Below are 23,701 nucleotides of genomic sequence, written 5' to 3' on the forward strand. Positions count from 1 at the left end.
CCCATCTCCCTCTGGGAGCGGGCTTGCCCGCGATGGCGGCGCCGCTGGTTTCAAGGCAGAGCTCGCTGGCAAGCCAGCTCCTACAGAAAGGCATCGTAATCTGCCCCCTCCTCCTGTGGGAGCGGGCTTGCCCGCGATGGTAGCGCCGCGGTCTTCAAGCCAGCTCCTTCAGATAAGCATCGATATCTACGTGCTACTTTTCGCAGCACTTGCACCAGGGCCTGCCCGCTTGCGGGGCATTCTCGGCCCGCCGCAGCGCTGGGTTTCAATTCAAAACCGGTTCTCTTTTACATATTGGCGACGAATCCTTAACGCTGGGCGTCAATTGTTCAAGAAGTCGATAAAGGGGCGCACATCATGCAAATGGTCTAGACGTATTGCCTCAATCCAAAAAAAAAACTCAAGGAAGACGTTGTGATCAAACCTCTCGCACTCGCTGTCAGCGTTGCCGGCGCCCTGCTGTCAACATCAGGCCAGGCCCATGACTACGGCGAATACGCTGGTGACACCCTCGACACGCTGATTCATGACTACCCGGGCCGCTATCGGGGCACGGCCAATTTCGCCGGGGCGGCCGACTGGATGCAAAGCCGGATGGGCGACGCCTACAGCATCTCCCGCCAGGATTTTTCCTGGGGCGCCGACAACAGTCGCAGCTCGCAAAACGTCGTGGCTTATGCCCCGGGCACACTGCCGCAATACGTGGTGGTCGGCGCCCACTTTGATACCTACTTCGGTCGCCCTGCCCTGCAAGGGGTCGACGACAACGGTTCGGGCGCCAGCGTGCTCACCGAAATCGCCCGCAATCTCAACGGCCTGCCGCTGGAGTACGGGCTGCAGGTGATCGGCTTTGGCGCCGAAGAAGAAGGCCTGCAAGGATCCAAGGCCTTTGTGAACAGCCTGAGTACCAGCCAGAAGAACAACATGCTGGCCATGATCAACCTCGACAGCCTGATCACCGGCGACATGATGTATGCCCACTCCGGCAAGAACAGTGCGACCAACCCGGGGCTGGCGGCACTGCGCGAACATGCGTTCAAGCTGGCCAAAGAGCTCAATATCGACCTGCACACTAACCCCGGTCTGGACGCGGCCTATCCTGCCGGCACCGGTTGCTGCAGTGATGGCGAATCCTTTGAAAAACTGAATATTCCGGTGCTCTACGTCGAAGCCACCAACTGGGAACTGGGGGACATGGACGGCTACACCCAGACCGACAACCCGGCAATCCCGGGCGGAGCGACCTGGCATGATCCCAAAAAAGACAATGAAACCGTGCTCACCGATGCCTTTGGCCAGGAACGTATCGAGCAGCGCCTGCGCGACTATTCGCGCCTGCTCAGCCGTCTGGTGCTGGAGCTGACCAATGCCGACCTCATGGCGTCAACGGCGTCTGGCGGGGCCGTCGCCCGTGCGATGCAGGACAGCCTGCAACGTCAGCACCAGACTCAGGTAAACCTGCTGGACCGGCGCTGGCTGACCTTGCAGTCTGCCAGTCGTGAGGCGGGCACCTTTGATGGCGAAATAGGCATTGATGGCGAGTACACCGCAGACAGTGGCCCCTTCCACGAAGGCCGTCGACTGGGCCTGCATGCTTTGGGAGATTATCAATTGACCCCGAGCCTGACCCTGGGCGCCAGCCTCAGTTACCTCAATGGCCGCGACAAGCTGGAACATGGCGGCAAGCTCGACAATGACAGCTGGCAGGCGGCGCTCTATGCCTTGCTCAACGACGGCGGCCCGGCATGGCTGGCAGGCGACCTGAGCGCCGGGCACAGCAGCTTCGACAGCAAGCGCAATCTGCTGATCCAGGCCAACGGCGGCCCGGTGCTGCTGAGTCAGAAGCAGACCGGTGAAACCGATGCCCTCAGCCTCGGTGCGCGGGTGATCGGCGGCTATGACTTCGACGTCGGCCCAATCAAAAGCGGTCCTTTCGCCGGGCTTGATTACAGCCATTACCGGATCGACAAGTTTCACGAAAAACAGCAGCTGCGTACTGCCCTCACCTATGAGGAGCAAAGTTTCGACTCCCTGCAGGCCAGCCTCGGCTGGCGTGTACGGGGCAGTTTCGACCTGCCGGCCGGCATGAGCCTGCAGCCGTACGGCGACATTGCCTGGGTCAGGGAAATGGGTGACGGAGGTCTGGACGACATCCTGTTGACCAGCCTCGCGGACGGAAAAGCCCGAGAGGCAAAACTGGGCAGCGTCGACAAGAGCTTTGGTCGGGCCCAGGTCGGCAGCCAGTTGGCGATCACCCCGCAACTGGGGCTTTACGCCGAAATCAATGGCCGCCTTGGCAATGATGAGGGCAGCCAGACCGGCTACTCCCTCGGCGCTCAATGGCTGTTCTGATTCACCACCGCACTGCCTGCAGGAGCGCGTTGCGCGCCTGCAGGCCCATGCCGGGTTTCACCCCTGACACCCAAGGCATGACCAGCACGTTCAAGGGGGTTGAATGCACACCCTGGATAGCCGGTCTTAAATGTTCATGAGCTTTGCCGCAATGGCATTCCAGCCTGCGGGTTCATTGATCATGGCCATATAGTCGTGCCCCGAGCAGAACTGCCCTTGCAGGGTGTATTTGGCCATGATTTCTTTAATGATCAGAGTTGCCGGTCCTAACCCGGTGTTGCCGGTACGGGCGTCCAGCGCACTGCTGCGCACCTGGCCGGTTATTGCCGCACCCAGCTGCATTTTTCTCTGCTCGAGTTTTTCGATCATGGCCGCCGGGGATGATGCGTTGAAATTGAATTCCGGCAGACCGGCGTTACTGTTGTTTTGTTCGAGAAATGCGGCCCATTGCAGTTCCATTGCCGCGATCTTGCACAGGGCGGCATATTTATTACTGACCCCTTGTCTGGCCAGTTCAAGTTGCACGCTGATCATGATCATCGGGATCTTTCCAGCCAGCCCGATGCCGGTAAACGAGAGCAGAGTCGAGGTGGTGGACAATGCGGTTTCTGTTCCCCGAAATGCCAGTTTTACCAACTTTACTTCTATGGCCAGTTGCAGCCATTTGATTGCATGGGCGACCTGTTCGTCGCCAACGGCAAATGGTTGGCAGGACGCCAGCAATCTTGAAAGCCGGTGTAGATGCAGGGTGGTCGAGGCGGTTGCAGACGCGTGACGGATGGCCGCGAAGGGAGCCGGAACGGGCGAGATGGCAGGAGCCAATGCAGCCAGTCCAAGACTGGTAGACGTAACGCCCAACCCCTTGAAATTGCGATTGGCAAGCATTCTTGCGGTTTTAGGGGAGGGTCGGGAATTGCCGTCTTTGACAAAGTAAGGGTTGAGCTTCAACCCGCTGACGGCACAGACTTTCATATAGCTTCGTGCAAGGTTTATGGCCGACATTCCCGGATGTACACCGGTCATTCCAGCAAGAATGGCAAATAACATGTCCTCTTTTGATTGTTCTGTTTGCGCTGTTTCACGTACTTGTTCTGCCAGGGATCCGTACATTTTTTTATCTCCACGACCAGGAATAAGACAGGACTTCACAGGCAATTAATCCGTCAATGTCTTTGCTGTTTATTGATAAAAAAAACAACAGCGGCACCTGCTGACTGAAGCAAGTACCTCCTTGACGGGACGGGCTGGTAAGTTTGCAAACACTCTTCCAGAGTGGTTTGCCACCTGTGCCGCTTTTTGAATGAAACCAGCCTGCGGGCACACTATGGCAAGGACTCCTGGCTGTCTTTAGGATATTTCCTAGTTGAACTCCTGATGCCGGACAGGTAGCAAAACGGCTCTTGGGCATAGTGCTGTATTGCCCCCGGGGCCAGCCTCACGTGCCCTGAGCGCGCTCAATTGCAAAGTTGCTCCACGACTGGCTGACGGGCATCAGTTCAAGGCTATTGATGTTGATGTGCGCCGGCTGATTGAGCAGCCAGAAAATCGTCTCGGCAATATCTGCTGGCTGAATGGCCTGGGCGCCGGTGTATAACGCGTCATACCGGGCCTGGTCGCCGGCAAAGCGCACTTGGGAAAACTCGCTCTCGCACAACCCCGGCTCCAGATTGGTCACCCGCACACCAGTGCCTTGCAGGTCGCAACGCAGGCTCAGGGAAAACTGCCGGACAAAGGCTTTGCTCGCGCCATACACATGGCTGCCGGGGTACGGCCAGTTACCCGCGATCGAACCCAGATTGACGATTCCCGCTCCGGCGCCGTGGGCAATCAGACGCGGCAACAGCAAGCGCGTGCTGTACAGCAGGCCCTTGATATTGGTGTCGACCATGGTGTCCCAGTCATCCAGCGAACATTGCTGGGCCGGGGTGGTGCCCAAGGCCAGACCGGCGTTGTTGATCAGGCCGCGCAAGGTGCTGAAGGCCGGCGGCAGTTGCTCGATGGCCTGTTGCATGGCGTCGCGATCGCGGACATCGAGCACCAGCGCCAGGACTTCGGTCTGTGCCCCCAGTTCATCCGCCAGTGCCTGTAATCGCTCGGCGCGGCGCCCGGTCAGCACCAGCGCCCAGCCAGCGGCCGCAAAACGCCTGGCGCAGGCTTCGCCAAAACCGGAAGTGGCACCCGTGATAAAAACACTCGATCGCATAAGTTTCCCCCTGGAAAAAATCAGGACCACGCCCGCCCCAACAGGCCTGTGCCTGCCAGTAACAGCAATAGCCATTGAGTAAAACGGGCAGCCTGTTCGGCCTCGATACGCAAAAACAATTGCTGGCCCAGCCACAGCCCGAGCAGTAATGCGGGCAACATCTGCAGCGCTTGCCAGCCTGTATCCGAAGGGATAGCCGAGGCCATCGCCAGCCCCACCAGTGCAGCAATATCCACAGCGAAAAAGAACATGATCAGCGTCGCCCGCAGCACCTGTGCCCGCAACCCGCAATGGCTGAGCCACGCCACCACCAGTGGGCCGCCAATGCTGAACGCGGCAATCAACGCGCCGCTGCTGCCACCCACCAGCCAGGCCCCCGCCCGCCCCTCGCCCATTGGCAGGCGAACCCGCGCCAGCCCCAGAACCGCCAGCAACCCCACCAGCCCGTAAACCCCCAGCGTCAGCCCGCGGCTGTCGCTGCCGGTCAACAGCAAAATCCCGCAAGGCACACCGCAGGCCGCCGCCAGCAATAGACGCCTGAGCAAGGGGTAATTGGCCCCGCGCCAGGCACTGCGTAACAGCATCACGCTGGATGCGACCTCCAGGAACAACACCAGTGGCACCGCCTGCTGCAATGATCCAAGCATCGCCAGCCCGACCACCGCGATGGCGGCAAAGCCGAAGCCGGTCAGCCCGCGTACCACCGCTGCCACCAACACACAGAGAGCGCTCAAGGCCCAACTCGTTTCAGGGTTCATGCGCCGCTCCGGGGTGCTCGATGGCGCCACTGTAGTCAGCACGCCCCCACAGGCTTAGAGCCAGCCGGCGCTTTCGATGGTGCCAGAACTGGCTCCATCGAAAAGCCCGTCTGGATCTAAGTCACCGGCTGTTGCGGTGCCTAGTCTGAGAGCAACTGGAACACCCGGACTGCCCCTCAGGAGTGATACGCATGACGATGAATCTGAATCACCAATGGCTGCCTTTTACCGATAACCGCGAGTTCCAGCGGACCCCGCAATTGTTTGTCCGCGCCGAGGGTGTGCACTACTGGAATAGCGAAGGTCGCGCGTTGCTCGATGGCAGCTCGGGGCTGTTCTGCAGTGCCGCCGGCCATGGCCGCAGCGAGATCGCCGAAGCCGTTTGCAAACAGTTGCTGACCCTGGACTTCACCCCGCATTTTCAGCGCGCTTCGCCGTTGTCCTTTGAACTGGCCGAACGCTTGAGCGAACTGCTGCCTGAAGGCCTGAACAAAGTGTTTTTCACCAACTCCGGCTCCGAGTCGGTGGACAGCGCGATGAAAATCGCCCTGGCGTATCACCGTGCTCGCGGCGAGGCCCAGCGCACGCGATTTGTGTCCCGCGAATGGGCATATCACGGGGTAAATTTCGGTGGCGTGGCGCTGTCCGGGATGATGCGCAACCGTCAGGCATTCGCGGCGGGCGGGCTGCCCCACGTCAGTCATATGCGTCATACCTGGCAAGAAAATCAGCGCTATCAATTGGGCGAGCCGCAGCATGGTGCAGACCTGGCAGACGATCTGGAACGGATCATCGCCATGCATGGCGGCGACAGCATAGCCGCGTGTTTCGTTGAGCCGATTGCCGGTTCCATTGGCGTGTATGTGCCGCCTGCCGGCTACCTCAAGCGCCTGCGCGAGATTTGCGACAAGCACGCAATCCTGCTGGTATTCGATGAAGTCATCACCGGCTTCGGCCGTACCGGGCAAGGGTTTGCGGCGCAGAGTTTCGAGGTCAGGCCCGACCTCATCACCATGGCCAAGGCCTTGACCAACGGCGCGATCCCGATGGGCGCAGTGGCGGTCGACGAGCAGGTCTACGACACCGTGATCAACGCCAGCAAAGGCGCCGGGCCGGAGCTGTTTCACGGTTATACCTACTCAGGGCACCCGGTGGCCTGTGCGGCGGCATTGGCGGCGCTGGATATTTACCGTGATGAGGACTTGTTCAATAAAGGCGCGCAGCTGACGCCTTATTTCCTGGAGTCATTGAGCGCTTTGCGCGGCTTGCCCCAGGTCAGCGATTTGCGTGGTTGCGGGTTGCTCAGCGGCATTCAGCTGACCCCTGGCGAAGCCCCAGGGGCCAAGGGCGCGCGGGTCCAGCGTGCGCTGTATGACGCCGGCCTGCACGTCAAAACCACCGGTGATGCCATCATCTTCGCCCCGGCGCTGGTAACTTCGCGGGTGGATCTGGATGCGATGTTCGCGGTGCTCAAAGACACCCTCGGCCGCGAGCAGTTGTAACCCCCACCCTGTAGGAGCGAACTTGCTCGCGAGCCTTTCAGACCGGCAACGAAGAGCTCGCGATGCAATCACCTCGTTGCCTCTGCAAAACCGCGCCGCCGTCATCGCGAGGCAAGCTCGCTCCTGCTCATCTCCCGCCATGCCGCGCCCAGGGCGGTAATCCCGGGTTCGATCAGCTCTTGGGCAATCGCGCCAAACCCCAGCCGGAAACAATTGCGCGGGCGATGTTCGCTCAGGTAGTGGATATCCCCCGGCTCGATCAATACCCCGCGCCTGGCCGCCAGCCGTTGCAGGACCCAGGCATCGACACCCGGCGGGCAACGAACCCACAACGATGACCCGCCCGCCATGCCGGTGGCATTGAACTCGGGCAGGTGTTCGGCCATCGCCCGGCTGATTACCCGCCATTTACGCGCCAGCCGGTCACGCAAGCGCCGCCCATGGGCATCGTAATGGCCCATGGACAGGAACAGCGCCAGCGCACGCTGGTTATTCGACGGCGGATGCCGGTAGATATAGCGACGCAGCGCACGCAGCTCATGGATCAACTCCGCATCGGCCGCAATAAACCCCAAACGTAGCCCCGGCAACAGACTTTTGGTGAGGCTGCCCAGATAGATCACCCGGCCACTGTCATCAAAACTCTTGAGCGCCGGATGGTTACTGCCCAAAAAATTCTGCTCGCTTTCGTAGTCGTCTTCGATGATCAAAAAGTCCCGTTCCCGGGCGCTGGCCATCAGCTCCAAGCGCCGATACAGCGGCATGGTCACGCCGGTGGGCGATTGATGGCTGGGGGTACAGAACAGCATCTCGCAGCCATCCAGCTGTGCATCGACCACCAATCCCTGACGGTCAATGCACAGCGGTTTCAGTTCACAGCCGCTGAGGCCGAAAATATTGCGCGCATCGACATAGCCCGGCTCTTCCAGCCCCATCACCAACCCCGGGCGGCCAAGCAGTTGTCCCAGCATGTACAGCGAATTCTGGGTACCGATGGTCACCAGTATTTCTTGCGCCGAGACGCTGATGCCGCGCCTGGGCAGTACCCGCTGGATGATTTGTTCCACCAGCAATGGATCGTCGAGCATCACCTGATCATCGACCCAGCTGCGCATATGCGCGCCGGTGCTGGCGATACGCGAACAGTCACGCCAGCGGGCAGCCGTTTGTTCGTCAGCCTCGACCTGGCCATAAATAAACGGGTAACGGTACTCGCGCCAGTTGCGCGGTTTGACAATGGCCCGCAAACGCGACGAGCTGCTTTGCAGGCGGGCCTCCCAGTCCGGCGCGTGATCGGGGCGCTCGAAAATCTTGCGGGTGGCCGGCTTGAGGCTGAGGTTGAGTTGCTGACGCAGGTACTTCTCGTTAATGAAGTGGCCGCGCCGATCCGAGGGGATCAGGTAACCGTCCTGTACCAACTGTTCGTAGACCAGCACCACGGTGTTGCGCGACACCTTGAGCAGTTCACACAGTTTGCGCGACGACGGCATCGGCTCACTGGGGGGCATGGCGCCGTCCAGAATCGCGCTGACCAGACTCTCACGCAGTTGCTCCTGTAACCCGCGCCCGGTTTCAAAGGGCCGGAAATAACGCTCCAACATGGCTCAAGCTCCTGCCCCGGCGCACCCTTATGACGCACCCGATACGCTACAGCCCTTGCCCCGCAAGGCCTGCAACGACCTCTGGCACCACAGGTTGCAGCAACTGGATCTAAAGCAAGCTTCGGGCCGCCGCCTAAGATCGGGCTGACTCAAACAACGCCTTCCCCTTCCCGGAGCCTCACCATGCTCAAGCCCCTGAATAAATGGATTCGTCGCGCGGTGTTGCTGCCGCTCACCGCCCTGACCCTGGGTCTGGCGGTCAATGCCCAGGCGCAAACCGTCACCATCGGCGTGCAAAGCATGTTTGCGCCATGGAAGGACGCCATCGCCCGGCAAGCTTTCGAAATGGCCACCGGCTGGGACATCAAGTGGCGCAACTTCGACAGCGGCGGCGACGTGATGCTGGCCATGGCCTCGGGCGATGTGCAGATCGGGGTGGCCGGCAGCAGCCCGATTGCCGCGGCGCTGAGTCGCGGCGTGGACGCGCAACTGTTCTGGATTCTCGACAACATCGCCGACGCCGAGGCGCTGGTGGTGCGCAATGGCAGCGGCATCGTCGCGCCCCAGGATCTGGCGGGCAAAACCCTGGCGGTGCCGTTCGTCTCGACCACCCACTTTCACGCCTTGTTTGCCCTTGAGCAGTTCGGCCTGACCGGCAAGGTCAAGGTCATCAACCTGCAACCCTCGGACATTCCGGCCGCGTGGGAACGTGGGGATATCGATGCGGCGTTTATCTGGGACCCGGCACTGGGCCGCCTCAAACAGAGCGGTCATGTACTGCTGACGTCCGGCCAGTTGACCCACTGGGGCAAGGCCACATTTGACGGGCTGGTGGTGGACAAAAAATTCGCTGCCGAAAACGGCCCGGGCATGCAGGCCTTTACCCAGGTGTTGCAAGACAGTACCGCCAGTTACGTCAACGCGCCAAAAACCTGGACCGCCGATTCGCCGCAGGTGATCAACGTGGCCAGACAATCCGGGGCCAAACCTGATGAAGTGCCGCAGGTACTGGCGCTGTACCGGTTCCCGCTGGCCAGCGAACAGGCAGGTACCGCGTGGCTGGGCGGCGGGGCCGCCAAGGCCCTGGGAGCCACCGCGGACTTCCTCAAGGCGCAAAAGAAGATCCCGGCGCTGTTGCCCGACTACAGCGTGGCGATCAACCCGGCATTTGTGCAAAACATCAAATAAACCAGTCACCCGATTGTGGGAGCGCGCTTGCCGGCTCCCACATGACTCAGCGAACAAAAGAGGAATCCACCATGAGCCTCAGCCTTAAAATCCATGATGTTTCGGTGCTCTATCCGGGACAGCAAAAGGGTCAGCCGGTGCGTGCCTTGTCCGGGGTCAACCTGGACATCGCCGCCGGAGATTTTGTGGTCGCCCTGGGCGCCTCGGGTTGCGGTAAAACCACGCTGCTGAATTTGATGGCCGGGTTTATTCAACCCAGCAGCGGCGTGATTACTTTGGGCGATTATCACGGCCTGGTGCCGGCACGGATCCATGGCGCCGAGTTGCGCGATCAAGTCACCGGCCCCGGTGCCGAGCGCGGCGTGGTGTTCCAGAAGCACGCGCTGTTGCCGTGGCTGAATGTGATCGACAACGTCGCCTTCGGCCTCAAGTTGCGCGGTATTGCCCGCGCCGAGCGCTATGAGCGGGCCATGCATTTTTTGCAATTGACCGGGCTCGCGGAGTTTCGCGACCACGCCACGTATCAACTGTCGGGCGGCATGCAGCAAAGGGTCGGGATCGCCCGGGCCCTGACCAACGATCCGAAAATGCTGTTGCTGGACGAGCCCCTGGGGGCGCTGGATGCCCTGACCCGGGAACGCTTGCAGGAGCTGATTCTGGAGATCTGGCAGCGCACGCAAAAGATGATGTTTTTCATCACCCACGATGTGGAAGAAGCACTGTTCATGGCCACCCGCCTGATCATCATGTCACCGCGTCCGGGGCGTATCACCCATGAATTCGCGGTGGATTTCGGCCAGCGTTTTCTCGAATGCCGGGATGCCCGCGCGGTGAAATCCAGCCCTGACTTTATTGCCCTGCGCGAGCAGATCCTGAGCATCATCCACGGTGATGAGGAGGCGGCGTAATGAGCCTGCTAGATGAAAAACAACGCAATGCCGTACTGCGCACCCTGAACGAACTGCGCCGCGCAGCTCCCGCCAGACCGGGCGAGCAATACGGTGCCCCGGGTAACGGCTCAAGTCTGCTGCTCAGCTTCGGCACCGTCTGCGTGATAGTCGCCCTGTGGTTCTTGGCCACCCGTAACGGCTGGATCAAACCGTTGTTTCTGCCCTCACCGCAAGCGGTATGGGCGCAAATCGTGGATGTCAGTCGCGACGGTTTTGCCGATGCCAGCCTGCTGACCCACATAGGCTGGAGTGCCTTGCGGGTATTTGGCGCCTTTGCACTGGCCGCGTTGACGGCGATTCCGGTGGGTATTTTGATGGGCGTCAATCGGGTCGCCCGCGGGATGTTCGACCCGCTGGTGGAGTTTTATCGGCCCTTGCCGCCGCTGGCCTACCTGCCGCTGGTGGTGATCTGGATGGGCATCGGCGAAGGCTCGAAAGTGCTGTTGATCTACCTCGCAATGTTCGCCCCGTTGGCTCTGAGTGCCCGGGCCGGCGTCAAGTCGGTGGCCATCGAGCAAATCCATGCGGCGTACTCGATGGGCGCCAGCCGGGGGCAGGTGCTCAAGTACGTGATCCTGCCCGCCGCGTTGCCCGAAATACTCACCGGAATGCGCATCGCCATAGGTTTTGGCTGGACCACCCTGGTGGCGGCGGAAATGGTCGCAGCCACCGCAGGGCTGGGGTTCATGGTACTCACAGCGTCCAAGTTCATGGCCACCGACGTGGTGATCATGGGCATCCTGATGATCGGCGTACTGGCGCTGCTGTTCGACCTGGGGATGCGCTGGCTAGAGCGCAGACTGGTGCCGTGGAAAGGCCGGGGGTAAGTGCAACATCATTCCTGTAACCCTGCTGGATCGAGCTTCTCAAGAAGACTGCATTCTTTTGCCAATCAATATCGGTTCGATAAAAGCTCGCTCCTGCAGAGGACGGCGCGGGCATGCCCGTTTGTTTGCAGCGGTTTTATCGCGCCAGGCCGCGCAACAGGGCCACGGTCTGCTCGTGCACTATCTTCATCAACAGGGCGTAGCGCTTCGGCGTCAGCACATCCCAGTCCAGCGCCCTGAGCGAGCTGGCACGGGTCAGGTGGAATGGCAGCAACTGCCCGGTCAGGGTCATGGAGCGCAGGATGCACTCCTCCTGACTCGCCTGCGGCCCCATCAACCGCGAGATGATGCCACTGGTCACACCGATAATGCGCTGGCCAATGCGCTGGTTGATCACCTCTTCACCTGCATTCGGCCCCAACCCGGACTGCTCGCGCGCATAAAACTTGCGCCAGCTGCTGGTGCGGTTGGAAACCAGCATGAACTCGGCAATTCTGCTCTGGATCGAGCAGAAGGTTTCAATCAGCTGCTCAGTGTCGGGCCGGCCACCCAGTTGCGCCTGCGCCTCTTCGATGGTCGGCGCCAGGAAGTCCCAGATGTGCTCGACCATATGTTCGATGCAGGCGTTATAGACCCCTTCCTTGCTTTTGAAATAGTAATTGAGCGCAGGCGCATTGGCCCCTGCCAACTCGGCAATTTCTCGTGTCGATGCACCCTCGTAACCCTGCTCGCCGAACAGCTTCAACGCTGCTTCGATAATCCGCGCACTGGTTTCATCCCCACAGGGGTAACCGCCTTCGCTGGCTGATCGGCGCCGGTGAATGGTGCTCATGGGTTTCTCCTTGATCGATGAGGAGGCGAGTGTGCCTCAATTTATATCGATAGAAATAACTTTACCGATCGCAGTAATTATTCAACGGCTAACAATTCAGGCCACCATGACCGTACATCAGCCGGCTGACCGACCAACTCAACGGCATCACTCGCGCAAGCCGCTGAAAACCGTACCCGGTACCGCGCAGAGCTGGACCGGGTGCACAGTGACGGGCAACTGATCAAAGACTCCATAGCGCTGCAAAAGAGTCTTGGGTTAGGGTGGCGTTCCGCCGAATGATCCAGGGTTACCCATGCGCTCCAGCCAGCATGATTTGATGTGGCGCCAGCTGCTGCCCAAAGTGCGCAAGCATGATGAACCGCTGCAGGTTCAACTGTGCACCGCCTTTGTCACAGCCATGCTGGAGGGACGTTTGCCCGCCGGTACACGCCTGCCGTCGAGTCGGGATCTGGCGCTGCTGACCGGGGTTTCGCGCAACACCGCGGTGCTGGTGTATGAGCGACTGGTGGCCGAGGGGTATGTGGATTCACGCCCCCGCGACGGGTTCTTTGTTTGCGGGGCCATTACCCCGACGCAACAGGCCCGGGCCTCGCCCGCCCCGACAGCGCAGCCGCCGGACTGGTCTGCCCGCATGCACCGCGCCGGGCCTGAAATAGTGTGGGCCGATCGCCCGCCGATCTGGCGCGAAGTGCGCTACCCCTTCATCTACGGCCAGTTCGATCCCAAGCAGTTTCCGCTCTCGCAGTGGCGCCAGTGCAGCCGTCAGGCCCTGGAGGTCAAAGCGGTGGATCGCTGGTGGCAAGAAGGCGAGAACGTTGGTGAAAGCCAGTTGATCGACCAGTTGATTCGCCGCGTGTTGCCCCGCCGCGGAATTGCTGCGACCCACGATCAAGTGCTGCTGACCCTGGGCCGTCAGCAGAGCTTTTACTTGCTGGCGCGATTATTTGCCCGACCGGGCAGCGTCATCGGGGTTGAAGAACCCGGCTATCGCGATCCGCGCAATGCCTTTGCCCACGATGGCGCCCAGGTGCTGCCCTTGCCCGTCGACGAGCAGGGGCTGCAAATTTCCCCGGCCCTGGCACAGTGCGACTACCTGTACTGCACGCCGGCCTACCAGTGCCCCACCGGGGTGACCATGAGCCAGGCCCGGCGGCTGGCCCTGCTCGAACATGCGCAACGGCATGACCAGGTGCTGTTCGAGGACGATGACGACCCCGAAACCGAATATGACGGCCACGCCTTGCCGGCCCTCAAGGCCATCGACCCGGCGCAGCGGGTGATCTATCTCAGCAGTTTGTCCAAACTGCTGTCACCGGGGCTGGGCATCGGCTACATCGTGGCACCCGCCCCCGTCATCGAGCAGTTGCGTCAGTTGCAACGCCTGATGATTCGGCAAATCCCCGGCAACAATCAGATCACCGCAGCGCTGTTTATTCAGCAAGGCCACTACGACCGTCTGTTGCAGCAGGCCCGGGAGAACCTGCAGCTGCGCGCCCTCGCGGTAACCCGGGCACTGCGTGAAGCATTGCCCGACGCCGAGTTCGCCATGCCCAGTGGCGGCGCTACCCTGTGGCTGAAACTGGCGGGCCGGCATGACCTGCTGAGCCTGTACTACGCAGGCGTGGCCAAAGGCGTGCTGTTTGATCCGGGCAATGCGTTCTGCCTTGATCCCGACACCCTGACCCGGCCGAGCATTCGCCTGGGATTTGGCTCCATTGCCCAGGAGTTGATTGCGCCCGGGATCCAGCTATTGGGCCAGGTCATCAACAGCCACGCCCGGCGCCCCGGGGTTGTGCGCTCCTGAGGGACTTGCACCACAACAACACTTTCCCCAGCGCTGATCGCTGACCAGGCACAAGGCTGCGATGGGTTACGCAGCGACCCTGAAATTTTGCCGGGCCTGCGGCCCTTATCGCAGGCTCGTGCCTGGTCAGCGACTACAGATTTTGCCTTGGCTGCTGGCCTCATCGATACTCACCGTTGGCCCCATCCGCTGGTTGTGAAAATGCAGTACTAATGCTGACCACCACACACCTGGCGTCGTCCTGAAAACATTTTAAGGATGGGAACCTCACACTATGTGCTCCAAGTCTTCGTTAGCCGTCTGCGTTGCCGCGACAGCCTTTGCTCATCACGCGCTGGCCGCTGACACTCCAGCAGCGCCAGCGTGCGCGCAATACGAAAAAACCCTGACCCGCGCCGAACTGTCATTCAAGAACGTGCCGGTTTGTGCACGCATCAACCCCGAACTGTGGGGGCTGCGCAAGGAACTGGCCGAGCACGGCATCGGCTTCACCGCCACCTCGTACAACGGCTACACCTATGACGTGCTGGGCCACAATGGAAAACCCCAGGTGTACAACGGCCAGAACCCCAGCTACAACACCTCGGTCAATCTGTACCTGACCTACGACCTGACCCGCATCGGTTTTGCCAACGATGCCCAGCTGACGCTGTCGGGCAACTGGGTGGACTCGACCTACACCCCGGCCAACCCGCGGGTCAAAACCATGTCGGTGTTTGCCATCAACCAGTCCTTTTTCGACCACCAGCTGGAGCTGGAATACGGCTTTATCCCCGGTGTGCGGTTGTTCTACGGCATGGCCCTGGGTGGCAGTGCGTCCACCGCCGCTCTGGGGCCCAGCAGTGTGGTGCCGTTCCAGGTCGGGATGTCCGCCACCGAGCCGACGCCCACCTTCAACGTCATCGTCCGCGACCCATCGCTGCACTTTTACAACAGTACCGCCGTGACCCGCAGCGTCAGCCCCGAAGGCATTCAAAAAGACATCGATCTCAACCCCAGCGGCTTTCGCCTGAGTGTGCAGGATGCCCGCGCCCTGTTCATCAACGAGGCCGGCTACAAACAGGCCGCCTCCCCGACCACCAACGGCATGTGGCTGCGGGCCGGAGCGATGTACAACAGCAGTGAGTACACCGAGTTTTTGAGCACCAGGAAGTCGGACAACAACTACGGGGTGTATCTGGCCGAAACGGTGCAGGTCAGCAAGCCCTACGGCGATGCACGGGGCTGGTACCTGGACAGCAAAATCGATTACTCCCCCGACTCGGTCAACGCCATCAACAAGGCATTCCAGATCAGCGCCTTCAACATCGGCCCGTTCGCCAGCCGCCCCGCAGACATGGCCGCCGTGGGCCTGACCAAAAGTTACTACAGCGACGATTTACGCAAAGCCACCCGGGCCTACGGCCAGGAAAGCGCGCCCTATACCCTGGCCGTGACCGCCTCCTATGCCGCCCGGCTGATCCCCGGGGTGTACTTGATCAGCGGCCTGACCTACACCAAAAACCCGGTATTTACCCCGATTCATTCCGATGCCCTGTTGTGGCAGGAATCGCTGAACTTCCTGTTTTAAGACCCGGACCGCAGCCCATAGCAGCCTGATTTCGCCCCGTCATCTGCAGGGCGAAATCCTTTCGCGAGGCCAGAAAACATGAGCACTGAAGTGAATCAATTATCCGCCGCTGACTACTTGTCGCTGGACGCCACGGCCATGGCCGAAGCGGTCCGCTGCGGCGAACTCTCGGGCCAGGCACTGCTCCATGGGGCGCAAGCCCGCTGTGATGCAGTCAACCCGCAGATCAACGCCGTGAACATGCGCCATGACGACCATGCCGCGACGATCCTGCAGGCACGCCGTGCCACCGGTACAGAACGCTCGGGGCTTCTGGCCGGGGTGCCGATGCTGCTCAAGGATCTGAACACCCACCTGCGGGGCACCGTGACCAGCAATGGCTCGCGGCTACTGGCAGACGCCCCGCCTGCCACCTTTGACAGCACCATCGTCCAGCGCTATCAGGACGCAGGCATGCTGATTTTCGGCAAAACCGCCAGCCCCGAATTTGGTCTGAGCACCACCACCGAGTCGTCGCTGTGGGGCCAGACCCGTAACCCGTGGAACCTGGCCCACAGTGCCGGTGGCTCGTCGGGAGGGGCGGCAGCGGCCGTGGCGGCAGGCATAGTGCCGGTGGCCCACGCCACCGACGGCGGCGGTTCGATCCGCATCCCGGCGTCCTATTGCGGGGTGTTTGGCCTCAAGCCCACCCGCTACCGCAACCCCCAGGGGCCACAGGCCTTTGAAGGCTGGTTCGGTGCCAGTTGCGGGCATGTGGTGTCACGCAGCGTGCGCGATTCGGCGCTGTTGCTGGATGCCAGCCACGGTCACGAATATGGCAGCCCGTACTGGCTGGCACCGCAGACCGGGAGTTTCAGCGAAGCCGTGGGGCGAGCCCCCGGTTCGTTGCGCATTGGCGTGGTTGATCAGGCCATGACCGGCATTGAACTGGCCCCCGATATCCGCTCGATTCTGCACAGTACTGTTGAATTGCTGTTGAGCCTCGGACACCGGGTTACGCCTTTGACGCTGCCGATTGATCCACAACAGCTATACAGCGCCCACGGGACTGTCGGTGCGGCAACCCTGCTGGCCGCCGTACGTGATCGCGAAGCGGTGCTGGGCCGCAGCTTTCACCCCCATGAGCTGGAGCGTATCAGTCGTCATTTACTGACGGACGCCACCGCCCTCAGCGCTGAAAGCCTGTACCGTGCGCGACGCGCCTTTGAACTGATCGGCAGTGGCATGGAGCATGTATTCAACGACTACGATCTGTTGCTCAGCCCGGTCACCAGCAGTGTCACCCCCGAGCTGGGGCTCGCCAGCCTGGACCAGGACTATGGGGATTATATTCAGGGTGTCGTCGCCAGCATCGGCTACACCGTGCTGGCCAATGTCACTGGCCAGCCTTCGATGTCGGTGCCGCTGGGCACCAGCCCTGAGGGCTTGCCCGTGGGCATGATGTTTACCGCTGGCCTGTGCCGCGAAGACCTGTTGCTGCAACTGGCCGGGCAACTCGAACTGGCCAGCCCCTGGGCCGGTCGGCGCCCGCAGCTGTAACACCCTCAACCATCAACACTGCCGCACAGGATTGAAATGATGAACACCCAGGTCAGCGGATTTCGCCGTCATTACACCTTGTTTGTGCTGTTCCTGATTTCGGCTGTCAGCCTGATTGATCGCCAGGTCATGGGCGTGGTGATTGAACCGGTCAAGGCCGAGTTTCAGGTTTCCGACACCCAGATCGGTCTGCTCACCGGCCTGGCTTTTGCGTTGATCTACTGTGTGTTTGCGATCCCCCTGGGACGCTACGCCGACCGTGGCAACCGACGCAATCTGATTGGCTGGTGCTGTGCTTTCTGGAGCGTCATGGCCATGCTCTGCGGGTTTTCCGGGAACTTCCTGAGCCTGGCACTGGCCCGCATCGGTGTCGCTGTAGGCGAGTCCGGCAGCGGTGCCGCGTCGATGTCGATGATCGTGGATCTGTATCCACCGCAGCAGCGATCCAAGGCCATCAGCGTGTTCATGCTCGGTGCTCCCATCGGCGCCCTGCTGGGCATGAGCCTGGGAGCCTGGATCGCGTATTACCACGGCTGGCGCGAAGCGTTTATCTGGATGGCTGTTCCGGGGATCATTGCCGCCGTGCTGCTGCGCTTTACGGCGACCGAGCCGTTGCGCGGACTCTGGGAAAAAGCCAGCCAGTCACGCCCCGACTTACCCCATGAAAGCCTGATGCAGGTGATGCGAGCCGCCTGGCAGTGCACAACCTTTGTCCGGATTGCCATGGCCGGAGCCCTGCTGGCCTTTGCCAGTTACGCCTTCAGCATCTGGAGCACTGCCTTTCTGGTGCGCAGCCACGGCCTGAGCCTCAAGGACGCCGGGATCATCATGGGCCTCGCTGCCGGGCCGGGGGCCATTATCGGTTCACTTTCCAGCGGTTGGCTGAGCGCAGGCCTGGCCCGGCATGACAGCCGCTGGCAACTGGGTGTGCCCATTGTCGGGGCGTTGATCGCCTGCCCGATGGCCATTGCGTTTGCCCTTTACCCGGCGGGCAATCCCTGGTCGCTGGGGGCGCTGCAAGTACCGCAAGCCGCTGTCTTCATGTTCGGCATGTCAGTGTTCGGCATGTGGTGGATGGCACCGAGCTACACCGCCATCGCCCAGCTGGTCGCCCCTGAGCGCCGGGCGACCATGATTGCCCTGTATAACTTCGGGATCATGGCCCTGGGTGCGGGTTTCGGACCCTTGGCGGTGGGGGTACTGAGCGACCATCTGACGCCCGCACTGGGAGTGGATGCACTGCGCTGGTCGCTGGTGATCTGTGCCAGCAGCTACCTGCTGGCCAGCGGGTTGCTGCTGAGCGTGCTGCGGCCTTATGCCGATAATGCGGCAACCCGGTTAAACCCCTGAGCCACAGGAATCGGCGGCAAAAAAAAGCCCCGCTCTTCTTTCGAAGGCGGGGCTTTTTTGATCTGGCTAACTCAGTGCGCGTAAGTCAGTAACAACTCAGCAGGCACTTTGAAGTCCAGGGACATCATGACGCTCAGGGCGGTAATGGTAAAGATCGAGAACACGAACAGCTTGCGTGCCCAGACCTTGTCGTCGACCGCCTTGTAACCGGTCCACGCCATGTACAGCCAGTACATGCCCATCGCAGCTGCCACGGCCATGTAGCTCATGCCGGCGTAACCGCCAAGGGTGAGCATCAGGGTCGCGATCAGGAACGCGAGGATGTAGAGCAGGATGTGCTTCTTGGCAACCTTGATCCCGCGCTTCACTGGCAACACCGGAATCGATGCGGCCAGGTAATCGTTGAAGCGGAAGATCGCGATGGCGTAGGAATGCGGCATCTGCCACAGGCTGAACATCACCAGCAAGGTCAGCGCGGCCATGTCGAAGTTATTGCTGACTGCGACGTAGCCGATAACCGGCGGCATTGCACCCGACAGACTGCCTATGAGCGTGCCGTGAACCGACTTGCGCTTGAAGTACAGGCTGTACAGACCGACGTAGATCACGAAGCCGATCGCGGCGAACAATGCCGCCAGCGGGTTGGCCACGCGATACAGCAGTACCAGGCCGGCAACCCCCAGCAAGGTGGCGTAGATCAATGCCACCTTGAGGGAGATCAAACCTTGTACCAGTACCCGGTTCTTGGTGCGGTCCATCTTGATGTCGATGTCGCGGTCGATGCAGTTGTTGAACACGCAACCGGACGCAACCACCAGGGAGGTGCCGATTACCGCGGCCAGGAAGAGGGCAAGATCGAAATGCCCCTTCGAGGCCAGGAAAAACCCGCCTGCCACAGAAAGCACGTTACCGAAAATGATCCCCGGTTTGGTGATTTGGATAAAGTGCTTGAAGGACATCGGGTTTTACCTCACTTCGCCATCATTTCGGTGTGGATACTGAACATGATCCACAGGGACAAGCCCACCAGCAGAACGATAACCATCGCGGCAAATACCAGCGCCGTGACGTTGTTGCGTTGTGCCGCCGAGCGGTCCAGGTGCAGGAAGTACACCAGGTGAACAACTACTTGCACCACGGCGAACAACAGCACGATCGCCAGGGTGGTCATTTTCGGCAGGCTTGGGTACATCACCAGGCCGAACGGAATGACAGTCAGGATTACAGACAGGATGAAGCCAATTGCGTAGGACTTCACGCTGCCGTGGTTGGCGCCGTCGGAATGTGCGTTAGCCATTACAAAGTCCCCATCAGGTAAACAACGGTGAATACGCAGATCCAGACCACGTCCAGGAAGTGCCAGAACAGGCTCAGGCAGCTCAGACGGGTCTTGTTGGTCGACGTCAGGCCATTTTTCTGCACCTGATACATCATGATCGCCATCCAGATCAGACCGCTGGTCACGTGCAGACCGTGGGTACCGACCAGGGTGAAGAACCCGGACAGGAAGCCTGAACGGCTAGGGCCGTAGCCTTCGGAGATCAACAGATGGAATTCGTTGATTTCCATGGCGATAAAGCCGGCGCCCAGCAGGAACGTCATGGCCAGCCAGAACAATACCTGCTGTTTCTTGCCCTTGAACAACGCCAGCATGGCGAAGCCGTAGGTGATCGAGCTGAACAGCAACAGGGCGGTTTCACCCAGTACGTAAGGCAGCTCGAAGATGTCGTGGCCCGACGGGCCACCCGCTACGTTGTTAACCAGAACTGCATATACCGCGAAGATCGACGCGAACAAAATGCAGTCGGTCATCAGGTAGAGCCAGAAACCGAATACGGTAGTCTCGCCCGCGTCGTGGTGTTCCTCGTGCTCATGGTCGTGACCATGAGCGTGTCCAGCAGTGGTCGCTAAGTTCGACATGGTTTAAGCCTGTTCCAACTTGGTTTCAACACGGGTAGCCGGGATTGCTTTGGCGGCTACCAGACGCTTGTGCTGCTCGGCCTCGATACGCTCGATGGTCTCAACCGGCACCATATAGCCCTGGTCGTCACGGGCAGCGTGGGCAACGAAGACCACGACAGTGCCAACCAGACCAACGATGGCCAGCCACCAGATGTGCCAGATCATTGCGAAACCGAACACGGTCAGCAAAGCACCCATGTACACACCGGTAGCGGTGTTGTTAGGCATGTGGATCGGCGAGTACTTGGCCGGAGCCTGGTAAGCAGTGCCGTTTTCCTTGGCTTCGGTGAACGCATCGATGGTGTCAACGCGTGGCACGACAGCAAAGTTGTAGAAAGGAGGTGGCGACGAAGTCGACCATTCCAGGGTGTGGCCATTCCATGGATCGCCGTGTTCGCAGGCGTTCTGTGGCAGCTTGCGGTCACGCACGCTGACGTACAGCTGGATCAGCTGGCAAGCGATACCGATAGCGATCAGTACAGCGCCGAACAGAGCCACGTACAGGTAAGGCACCCACTCAGGGTTGGTGCTGGCGTTCAGACGACGGGTCATGCCCATGAAGCCCAGTGCATAGAGCGGCATGAACGCGACGAAGAAGCCCGAGATCCAGAACCAGAATGCTGCCTTGCCCCAGGATTCGTTCAACTTGAAGCCGAACGCTTTAGGGAAGTAGAAGCTGAAGCCTGCGATGTAGCCGAATACTGCGCCGCCGATGATCACGTTATGGAAGTGAGCAATTACGAACAGGCTGTTGTGCAGTACGAAGTCAGCACCCGGAATGGCCAGCAGTACGCCGGTCATGCCGCCGATGGCGAAGGTCACCATGAAGCCCAGGGTCCACAGAACCTGGCTGGTGAAACGCAGACGACCTTGATAGATGGTGAACAGCCAGTTGAATAGCTTCACCCCCGTCGGGATCGAAATCAGCATCGTCGCCAGGCCGAAGAAGGCGTTGACGCTGGCCCCCGAACCCATGGTGAAGAAGTGGTGCAGCCAGACCATGAAGCCCAGGATCGAGATCGCGCCGCTGGCGTAGACCATCGAGTGGTGACCGAACAGACGCTTGCCGGTGAAGGTCGAGATGACTTCAGAGAAGATCCCGAATGCCGGCAGAATGAGGATGTATACCTCAGGGTGACCCCACGCCCAGAACAGGTTGACGTACATCATCGGATTGCCACCAAGTTCACTGGTGAAAATGTGGAAATCCATGTAACGGTCAAGTGTCAGCAGTGCCAGGGTAGCGGTCAGGATCGGGAACGAAGCCACGATCAGGACGTTGGCCCAGGTGCAGGTCCAGGTGAAGATCGGCATGTCCATCAGCTTCATGCCAGGAGCACGCATTTTCAGCACGGTCGCCAGGAAGTTAACCCCGGTTAACGTCGTACCTAGCCCCGATAGCTGTAGCGCCCAGATGTAGTAGTCCATCCCCACGCCAGGGCTGTACTGCAGGCCCGACAGTGGCGGATAGGCAACCCAACCGGTTTTGGCGAACTCGCCGACGCCCAGCGACAGGTTGACCAGCACAACGCCGGACACCAGCAGCCAGAAGCTCAGGGAGTTAAGGAACGGATAGGCCACGTCACGCGCGCCGATCTGCAGCGGCACTGCAAGGTTCATCAGGCCGGTGAAGAATGGCATCGCCATGAAGATGATCATGATCACACCGTGAGCGGTGAAGATCTGGTCATAGTGTTCAGGCGGCAGGTAGCCAGGCGAACCCTCGGTGGCCATGGCCAGCTGGGTACGCATCATGATGGCGTCGGCAAAGCCGCGCAGAAGCATGATCATGGCGACGATGATGTACATCACGCCGATTTTCTTGTGGTCGACTGACGTTAGCCATTCGGTCCACAGGTAGGTCCACTTCTTGAAATAGGTGATTGCTGCAAACAGTGCCAGACCACCGAGCGCGATCATGGCAATAGTGACCATGACAATCGGCTCGTGGAACGGGACCGCTTCCCAACTTAATTTACCAAACATCGTTTACTCCTCTGCCCCGGCAGCTGAATTCGAACTCGTGTCCAACCCATCGGTCCCGGCCACTTCTTTCTTCTCGTGTTTCACCGGCTTGCCTGGATTCATACCTTCGTACTTGTCGACGATTTTCTGAAACAGGTTCGGGGTGAACGAGGAGTAGAGCTCAACGGGGTTGTTCTGACTTGGCTTGGACAGAGCTTCGTATTCAGCTTGTTCAAGCTGTTTAGGTGATGCTTTGACTTCACTTACCCAGGCATCAAAGTCAGCCTGAGAAGTCGCGATCGCTTTGAATTTCATGCCCGTGAAACCAGCGCCGCTGTAGTTGGCAGAAATGCCCTCCAGCTCAGCGTTGTGGTTGGCAATCAAGTGCAGCTTGGTGGTCATACCGGCCATGGCGTAGATCTGACCGCCCAGGCCTGGAATGAAGAACGAGTTCATGACCGTGTCGGAAGTGACGCGGAAGTTAACCGGAGTGTTAGCCGGGAACACGATCTTGTTGACAGTGGCGATACCCTGTTCCGGGTAGATGAACAGCCACTTCCAGTCCATTGCCACCACTTCGATGGTAATCGGCTTGACGTCAGATTCGAGCGGACGATATGGATCCAGCGCGTGGGTCGACTTGTAGGTCAGGATGCCCAGGGCGATGATGATCAGGATAGGTACAGTCCAGATCACGACTTCGATCTTGGTGGAGTGAGACCATTTTGGTGCGTAGGTCGCCTTGGTGTTCGACGCACGGTATTTCCAGGCGAAGATAAAAGTCATCGCAATGACCGGAACCACGACCAGAAGCATCAGCAGTGTTGCGGTGATGATCAGATTTTTCTCTTCGATCCCGACCTGCCCCACCGGATTGAGCAATGTCCAATTGCAACCTCCCAGCAGCAACGTGCCGAAAAGTGGCAATAAGCCAAGGAGTCTGGTGTACCTTTTTTTAGTCATCTCACGACCTCTAAAACAGCTTGCACAATGCAGTTGGTTTTTTTCGCCAACACTTCGCCCTGCCAAGGGTTGGCTCTTTTCCGGAATTGCATGTCGCCCTGCTCTATCACCATCAGGCAGATAGGCAAATTCCGGGTTAGCAGTGGTTTCTTATTCGATACGTGGTCAATGGCCTTGTTACAGACCAATTCCATTTGGTGCGGAACTTAGAAGGGTTGCCAGTACCTGGGAGTCGCATGGGACGCCTGTCATGAACTGCCCAGTCGCCCTTCAACTTCCCGCTTGGGCTCAGGGACGAGCAGGCTGGACGTTCAGTGCGGGCGATTGTAGTT

The 23,701-nt window shown here is 60.0% G+C and carries 19 protein-coding genes; 9 read left to right on the forward strand and 10 right to left on the reverse strand.

The genetic code is table 11. The features are described 5' to 3' along the window. The first annotated feature begins 414 nt into the window (after positions 1-414). Entirely contained in the window at positions 415-2,352 is a 1,938-nt protein-coding gene (locus EQV90_RS02470; protein WP_127196093.1) for an autotransporter domain-containing protein, read from the forward strand. 126 nt (positions 2,353-2,478) lie between these two features. Here EQV90_RS02470 and EQV90_RS02475 read toward each other — a convergent pair whose 3' ends face one another. The 3 genes from EQV90_RS02475 to EQV90_RS02485 all read right to left on the reverse strand — a co-directional run bounded on the left by EQV90_RS02475 (position 2,479) and on the right by EQV90_RS02485 (position 5,313). After that, positions 2,479-3,462 carry a hypothetical protein gene (locus tag EQV90_RS02475; protein ID WP_178105508.1) on the reverse strand — a complete coding sequence of 328 codons (984 nt, stop codon included), beginning with the start codon at positions 3,460-3,462 and terminating at the stop codon, positions 2,479-2,481. Between the two features lie 325 nt (positions 3,463-3,787). Beyond that, positions 3,788-4,555, reverse strand: a complete 768-nt coding sequence (locus EQV90_RS02480; RefSeq protein WP_010655594.1) for an SDR family oxidoreductase — start codon at positions 4,553-4,555, stop codon at positions 3,788-3,790. 20 nt (positions 4,556-4,575) lie between these two features. Then, complete coding sequence (locus EQV90_RS02485; protein ID WP_010655593.1) at positions 4,576-5,313, reverse strand: sulfite exporter TauE/SafE family protein; 738 nt, start codon at positions 5,311-5,313, stop codon at positions 4,576-4,578. A 191-nt stretch (positions 5,314-5,504) separates the two neighbouring features. Here EQV90_RS02485 and EQV90_RS02490 point away from each other — a divergent pair, with 191 nt between their 5' ends. Beyond that, a complete protein-coding gene (locus tag EQV90_RS02490; protein WP_240877717.1) occupies positions 5,505-6,815 on the forward strand; it encodes an aminotransferase class III-fold pyridoxal phosphate-dependent enzyme in 1,311 nt (436 codons plus the stop codon). Between the two features lie 101 nt (positions 6,816-6,916). On the opposite strand, the gene EQV90_RS02495 is transcribed toward EQV90_RS02490, so the two are convergent. After that, positions 6,917-8,416 (reverse strand): PLP-dependent aminotransferase family protein, encoded by a 1,500-nt coding sequence (locus tag EQV90_RS02495; RefSeq protein WP_240877718.1) that lies wholly within the window; start codon positions 8,414-8,416, stop codon positions 6,917-6,919. 183 nt (positions 8,417-8,599) lie between these two features. Here EQV90_RS02495 and tauA point away from each other — a divergent pair, with 183 nt between their 5' ends. From tauA to EQV90_RS02510, 3 genes are all read left to right on the forward strand, one after another. After that, positions 8,600-9,604, forward strand: a complete 1,005-nt coding sequence (tauA, locus tag EQV90_RS02500) for a taurine ABC transporter substrate-binding protein (RefSeq protein ID WP_240877719.1) — start codon at positions 8,600-8,602, stop codon at positions 9,602-9,604. Positions 9,605-9,675: 71 nt separating this feature from the next. Then, a complete protein-coding gene (locus tag EQV90_RS02505) occupies positions 9,676-10,512 on the forward strand; it encodes a taurine ABC transporter ATP-binding protein (RefSeq protein ID WP_003443515.1) in 837 nt (278 codons plus the stop codon). Next, positions 10,512-11,381 (forward strand): ABC transporter permease subunit, encoded by an 870-nt coding sequence (locus EQV90_RS02510; protein ID WP_240877720.1) that lies wholly within the window; start codon positions 10,512-10,514, stop codon positions 11,379-11,381. The genes EQV90_RS02505 and EQV90_RS02510 overlap by 1 nt, the downstream gene beginning before the upstream one ends. A gap of 136 nt (positions 11,382-11,517) precedes the next feature. Here EQV90_RS02510 and EQV90_RS02515 read toward each other — a convergent pair whose 3' ends face one another. Continuing rightward, a complete protein-coding gene (locus tag EQV90_RS02515; RefSeq protein ID WP_003443517.1) occupies positions 11,518-12,213 on the reverse strand; it encodes a CerR family C-terminal domain-containing protein in 696 nt (231 codons plus the stop codon). A 295-nt stretch (positions 12,214-12,508) separates the two neighbouring features. On the opposite strand from EQV90_RS02515, the gene EQV90_RS02520 reads away from it, so the two are divergent. From EQV90_RS02520 to EQV90_RS02535, 4 genes are all read left to right on the forward strand, one after another. Continuing rightward, positions 12,509-14,020 carry a PLP-dependent aminotransferase family protein gene (locus EQV90_RS02520; protein ID WP_010655589.1) on the forward strand — a complete coding sequence of 504 codons (1,512 nt, stop codon included), beginning with the start codon at positions 12,509-12,511 and terminating at the stop codon, positions 14,018-14,020. Between the two features lie 274 nt (positions 14,021-14,294). After that, positions 14,295-15,590 carry a carbohydrate porin gene (locus EQV90_RS02525; RefSeq protein ID WP_010655588.1) on the forward strand — a complete coding sequence of 432 codons (1,296 nt, stop codon included), beginning with the start codon at positions 14,295-14,297 and terminating at the stop codon, positions 15,588-15,590. 78 nt (positions 15,591-15,668) lie between these two features. Further along, positions 15,669-17,129, forward strand: coding sequence for an amidase (locus EQV90_RS02530; RefSeq protein ID WP_240877721.1), 1,461 nt, complete (start codon positions 15,669-15,671; stop codon positions 17,127-17,129). 36 nt (positions 17,130-17,165) lie between these two features. After that, positions 17,166-18,479: an MFS transporter gene (locus EQV90_RS02535; protein ID WP_232286831.1), complete on the forward strand. Its 1,314-nt coding sequence runs from the start codon at positions 17,166-17,168 to the stop codon at positions 18,477-18,479. 71 nt (positions 18,480-18,550) lie between these two features. On the opposite strand, the gene cyoE is transcribed toward EQV90_RS02535, so the two are convergent. Genes cyoE through cyoA form a run of 5 tightly spaced genes read right to left on the reverse strand, consistent with a single transcriptional unit; the run spans position 18,551 to position 23,369 of the window. After that, positions 18,551-19,438: a heme o synthase gene (cyoE, locus tag EQV90_RS02540; RefSeq protein WP_003443531.1), complete on the reverse strand. Its 888-nt coding sequence runs from the start codon at positions 19,436-19,438 to the stop codon at positions 18,551-18,553. Positions 19,439-19,449: 11 nt separating this feature from the next. After that, complete coding sequence (gene cyoD, locus EQV90_RS02545; RefSeq protein ID WP_003443534.1) at positions 19,450-19,776, reverse strand: cytochrome o ubiquinol oxidase subunit IV; 327 nt, start codon at positions 19,774-19,776, stop codon at positions 19,450-19,452. Continuing rightward, the gene (locus EQV90_RS02550; protein ID WP_003443536.1) at positions 19,776-20,399 is read right to left on the reverse strand and encodes a cytochrome o ubiquinol oxidase subunit III; all 624 of its coding nucleotides are present in this window, start codon (positions 20,397-20,399) and stop codon (positions 19,776-19,778) included. The genes cyoD and EQV90_RS02550 overlap by 1 nt, the downstream gene beginning before the upstream one ends. 3 nt (positions 20,400-20,402) lie before the next feature. Continuing rightward, on the reverse strand, positions 20,403-22,427 hold the full coding sequence (cyoB, locus tag EQV90_RS02555; protein ID WP_003443538.1) for a cytochrome o ubiquinol oxidase subunit I: 2,025 nt from the start codon (positions 22,425-22,427) through the stop codon (positions 20,403-20,405). 3 nt (positions 22,428-22,430) lie between these two features. Further along, positions 22,431-23,369, reverse strand: a complete 939-nt coding sequence (cyoA, locus tag EQV90_RS02560) for a ubiquinol oxidase subunit II (RefSeq protein ID WP_240877722.1) — start codon at positions 23,367-23,369, stop codon at positions 22,431-22,433. Positions 23,370-23,701 lie beyond the last annotated feature (332 nt).

The organism is Pseudomonas sp. TMW22089 (assembly GCF_022496645.1).
GTDB classification, from domain to species: domain Bacteria; phylum Pseudomonadota; class Gammaproteobacteria; order Pseudomonadales; family Pseudomonadaceae; genus Aquipseudomonas; species Aquipseudomonas paraversuta.